At 51.1% G+C, this 5371-nt stretch carries 2 tRNA genes and 2 rRNA genes; all 4 read right to left on the reverse strand.

The annotated features are described in order from the left end of the window. Window positions 1–55 precede the first annotated feature (55 nt). The 4 genes from ACIOZM_RS31105 to ACIOZM_RS31120 all read right to left on the reverse strand — a co-directional run bounded on the left by ACIOZM_RS31105 (window position 56) and on the right by ACIOZM_RS31120 (window position 4994). Window positions 56–2949, reverse strand: a 23S ribosomal RNA gene (locus ACIOZM_RS31105). Window positions 2950–3196: 247 nt separating this feature from the next. Further along, window positions 3197–3272: transfer RNA gene (locus tag ACIOZM_RS31110), tRNA-Ala, on the reverse strand. Window positions 3273–3299: 27 nt separating this feature from the next. Continuing rightward, window positions 3300–3376: transfer RNA gene (locus ACIOZM_RS31115), tRNA-Ile, on the reverse strand. A gap of 81 nt (window positions 3377–3457) precedes the next feature. Continuing rightward, window positions 3458–4994: ribosomal RNA gene (locus tag ACIOZM_RS31120) — 16S ribosomal RNA — on the reverse strand. Together the 16S and 23S rRNA genes with 2 tRNA genes alongside form the textbook arrangement of a ribosomal RNA operon. Window positions 4995–5371: the final 377 nt, after the last annotated feature.

Raw genomic sequence — 5371 nt, forward strand, 5'->3', positions numbered from 1 at the left:
TTTCGTCTTCACACACCGCAATCTGGCCTTTCGACGCAAATTGCTTGGGTGTTATATGGTCAAGCCTCACGGGCAATTAGTATTGGTTAGCTCAACGCCTCACAGCGCTTACACACCCAACCTATCAACGTCGTAGTCTTCGACGGCCCTTCAGGGAACTCAAGGTTCCAGTGAGATCTCATCTTGAGGCAAGTTTCCCGCTTAGATGCTTTCAGCGGTTATCTTTCCCGAACATAGCTACCCGGCAATGCCACTGGCGTGACAACCGGAACACCAGAGGTTCGTCCACTCCGGTCCTCTCGTACTAGGAGCAGCCCCTCTCAAATCTCAAACGTCCACGGCAGATAGGGACCGAACTGTCTCACGACGTTCTAAACCCAGCTCGCGTACCACTTTAAATGGCGAACAGCCATACCCTTGGGACCGGCTTCAGCCCCAGGATGTGATGAGCCGACATCGAGGTGCCAAACACCGCCGTCGATATGAACTCTTGGGCGGTATCAGCCTGTTATCCCCGGAGTACCTTTTATCCGTTGAGCGATGGCCCTTCCATACAGAACCACCGGATCACTAAGACCTACTTTCGTACCTGCTCGACGTGTCTGTCTCGCAGTCAAGCGCGCTTTTGCCTTTATACTCTACGACCGATTTCCGACCGGTCTGAGCGCACCTTCGTACTCCTCCGTTACTCTTTAGGAGGAGACCGCCCCAGTCAAACTACCCACCATACACTGTCCTCGATCCGGATAACGGACCTGAGTTAGAACCTCAAAGTTGCCAGGGTGGTATTTCAAGGTTGGCTCCACGCAGACTGGCGTCCACGCTTCAAAGCCTCCCACCTATCCTACACAAGCAAATTCAAAGTCCAGTGCAAAGCTATAGTAAAGGTTCACGGGGTCTTTCCGTCTAGCCGCGGATACACTGCATCTTCACAGCGATTTCAATTTCACTGAGTCTCGGGTGGAGACAGCGCCGCCATCGTTACGCCATTCGTGCAGGTCGGAACTTACCCGACAAGGAATTTCGCTACCTTAGGACCGTTATAGTTACGGCCGCCGTTTACCGGGGCTTCGATCAAGAGCTTCGCGTTAGCTAACCCCATCAATTAACCTTCCGGCACCGGGCAGGCGTCACACCCTATACGTCCACTTTCGTGTTTGCAGAGTGCTGTGTTTTTAATAAACAGTCGCAGCGGCCTGGTATCTTCGACCGGCATGAGCTTACGGAGCAAGTCCTTCACCCTCACCGGCGCACCTTCTCCCGAAGTTACGGTGCCATTTTGCCTAGTTCCTTCACCCGAGTTCTCTCAAGCGCCTTGGTATTCTCTACCCAACCACCTGTGTCGGTTTGGGGTACGGTTCCTGGTTACCTGAAGCTTAGAAGCTTTTCTTGGAAGCATGGCATCAACCACTTCGTCATCTAAAAGATGACTCGTCATCAGCTCTCGGCCTTAGAATCCCGGATTTACCTAAGATTCCAGCCTACCACCTTAAACTTGGACAACCAACGCCAAGCTGGCCTAGCCTTCTCCGTCCCTCCATCGCAATAACCAGAAGTACAGGAATATTAACCTGTTTTCCATCGACTACGCTTTTCAGCCTCGCCTTAGGGACCGACTAACCCTGCGTCGATTAACGTTGCGCAGGAAACCTTGGTCTTTCGGCGTGGGTGTTTTTCACACCCATTGTCGTTACTCATGTCAGCATTCGCACTTCTGATACCTCCAGCAAGCTTCTCAACTCACCTTCACAGGCTTACAGAACGCTCCTCTACCGCATCATCCTAAGATGATACCCGTAGCTTCGGTGTATGGTTTGAGCCCCGTTACATCTTCCGCGCAGGCCGACTCGACTAGTGAGCTATTACGCTTTCTTTAAAGGGTGGCTGCTTCTAAGCCAACCTCCTAGCTGTCTAAGCCTTCCCACATCGTTTCCCACTTAACCATAACTTTGGGACCTTAGCTGACGGTCTGGGTTGTTTCCCTTTTCACGACGGACGTTAGCACCCGCCGTGTGTCTCCCATGCTCGGCACTTGTAGGTATTCGGAGTTTGCATCGGTTTGGTAAGTCGGGATGACCCCCTAGCCGAAACAGTGCTCTACCCCCTACAGTGATACATGAGGCGCTACCTAAATAGCTTTCGAGGAGAACCAGCTATCTCCGAGCTTGATTAGCCTTTCACTCCGATCCACAGGTCATCCGCTAACTTTTCAACGGTAGTCGGTTCGGTCCTCCAGTTAGTGTTACCCAACCTTCAACCTGCCCATGGATAGATCGCCCGGTTTCGGGTCTATTCCCAGCGACTAGACGCCCTATTAAGACTCGCTTTCGCTACGCCTCCCCTATTCGGTTAAGCTCGCCACTGAAAATAAGTCGCTGACCCATTATACAAAAGGTACGCAGTCACCCAACAAAGTGGGCTCCCACTGCTTGTACGCATACGGTTTCAGGATCTATTTCACTCCCCTCTCCGGGGTTCTTTTCGCCTTTCCCTCACGGTACTAGTTCACTATCGGTCAGTCAGTAGTATTTAGCCTTGGAGGATGGTCCCCCCATATTCAGACAAAGTTTCTCGTGCTCCGTCCTACTCGATTTCATGACTAAGAGATTTTCGCGTACAGGGCTATCACCCACTATGGCCGCACTTTCCAGAGCGTTCCGCTAATCTCAAAGCCACTTAAGGGCTAGTCCCCGTTCGCTCGCCACTACTAAGGGAATCTCGGTTGATTTCTTTTCCTCAGGGTACTTAGATGTTTCAGTTCCCCTGGTTCGCCTCTTGCACCTATGTATTCAGTACAAGATAACCATCTTATGATGGCTGGGTTCCCCCATTCAGACATCTCCGGATCAAAGTCTGTTTGCCGACTCCCCGAAGCTTTTCGCAGGCTACCACGTCTTTCATCGCCTCTGACTGCCAAGGCATCCACCGTATGCGCTTCTTCACTTGACCATATAACCCCAAGCAATCTGGTTATACTGTGAAGACGACATTCGCCGAAAATTCGAATTTCTCAATTAAGAGAACTCACAAATTTTACCTTAGCCTGATCCGTTACCAGTGAAAGTAACGTTCAGTCTATCTTTCTATCACATACCCAAATTTTTAAAGAACGAACCAGTCAAAGACTAGAAATCAACATTCACCATCACATTGATGGAATGCTCATTTCTAAGCTTTCAAACTTCAGAAGCAGTAGTGGTGGAGCCAAACGGGATCGAACCGTTGACCTCCTGCGTGCAAGGCAGGCGCTCTCCCAGCTGAGCTATGGCCCCGTATTTCTACAGGTTCCCACACAAAATTGGTGGGTCTGGGCAGATTCGAACTGCCGACCTCACCCTTATCAGGGGTGCGCTCTAACCAACTGAGCTACAGACCCAATTTCGGGCTGCTTCTTTCGTCTTCTTCAATGAATCAAGCAATTCGTGTGGGAACTTATGGAGCAGCTGATGTCGTCGATTAAGGAGGTGATCCAGCCGCAGGTTCCCCTACGGCTACCTTGTTACGACTTCACCCCAGTCATGAATCACACCGTGGTAACCGTCCTCCCGAAGGTTAGACTAGCTACTTCTGGTGCAACCCACTCCCATGGTGTGACGGGCGGTGTGTACAAGGCCCGGGAACGTATTCACCGTGACATTCTGATTCACGATTACTAGCGATTCCGACTTCACGCAGTCGAGTTGCAGACTGCGATCCGGACTACGATCGGTTTTATGGGATTAGCTCCACCTCGCGGCTTGGCAACCCTTTGTACCGACCATTGTAGCACGTGTGTAGCCCAGGCCGTAAGGGCCATGATGACTTGACGTCATCCCCACCTTCCTCCGGTTTGTCACCGGCAGTCTCCTTAGAGTGCCCACCATGACGTGCTGGTAACTAAGGACAAGGGTTGCGCTCGTTACGGGACTTAACCCAACATCTCACGACACGAGCTGACGACAGCCATGCAGCACCTGTCTCAATGTTCCCGAAGGCACCAATCCATCTCTGGAAAGTTCATTGGATGTCAAGGCCTGGTAAGGTTCTTCGCGTTGCTTCGAATTAAACCACATGCTCCACCGCTTGTGCGGGCCCCCGTCAATTCATTTGAGTTTTAACCTTGCGGCCGTACTCCCCAGGCGGTCAACTTAATGCGTTAGCTGCGCCACTAAGAGCTCAAGGCTCCCAACGGCTAGTTGACATCGTTTACGGCGTGGACTACCAGGGTATCTAATCCTGTTTGCTCCCCACGCTTTCGCACCTCAGTGTCAGTATCAGTCCAGGTGGTCGCCTTCGCCACTGGTGTTCCTTCCTATATCTACGCATTTCACCGCTACACAGGAAATTCCACCACCCTCTACCATACTCTAGCTTGTCAGTTTTGAATGCAGTTCCCAGGTTGAGCCCGGGGATTTCACATCCAACTTAACAAACCACCTACGCGCGCTTTACGCCCAGTAATTCCGATTAACGCTTGCACCCTCTGTATTACCGCGGCTGCTGGCACAGAGTTAGCCGGTGCTTATTCTGTCGGTAACGTCAAAACAGCAAAGTATTAATTTACTGCCCTTCCTCCCAACTTAAAGTGCTTTACAATCCGAAGACCTTCTTCACACACGCGGCATGGCTGGATCAGGCTTTCGCCCATTGTCCAATATTCCCCACTGCTGCCTCCCGTAGGAGTCTGGACCGTGTCTCAGTTCCAGTGTGACTGATCATCCTCTCAGACCAGTTACGGATCGTCGCCTTGGTGAGCCATTACCCCACCAACTAGCTAATCCGACCTAGGCTCATCTGATAGCGCAAGGCCCGAAGGTCCCCTGCTTTCTCCCGTAGGACGTATGCGGTATTAGCGTTCCTTTCGAAACGTTGTCCCCCACTACCAGGCAGATTCCTAGGCATTACTCACCCGTCCGCCGCTGAATTGAGAAGCAAGCTTCTCTCTTCCGCTCGACTTGCATGTGTTAGGCCTGCCGCCAGCGTTCAATCTGAGCCATGATCAAACTCTTCAGTTCAAACATCTTTGGGTTTTGAGAAAACCCTAAACTTGGCTCAGCAATCGTTGGTTACATCTTTGATTTCTCGCGGAGTAACTTGTGATGCTGATAATCTTTCTGACTATCAGTCTGACTCCACAAGCACCCACACGAATTGCTTGATTCAGTTGTTAAAGAGCGGTTGGTTAAGATCTTTCGTCTCAACCGAGGCGCGCATTCTACAGCAGCCTCATTTGCTGTCAAGTGATTATTTTCAGAAGTTTTCAAGGATTTCCTTAACAACTTCAACCACTTGCGCTTCAGATCTCTCTTCAGCGGGAGGCGAATTCTACAGCGTTACACGCTGCTGTCAACACCTCTTTTTCAACTTCCTTTTGGCTTCGATGAACTGAAGC

It is taken from the genome of Pseudomonas sp. NPDC087346 (assembly GCF_044744235.1).
Classification (GTDB): Bacteria; Pseudomonadota; Gammaproteobacteria; order Pseudomonadales; family Pseudomonadaceae; genus Aquipseudomonas.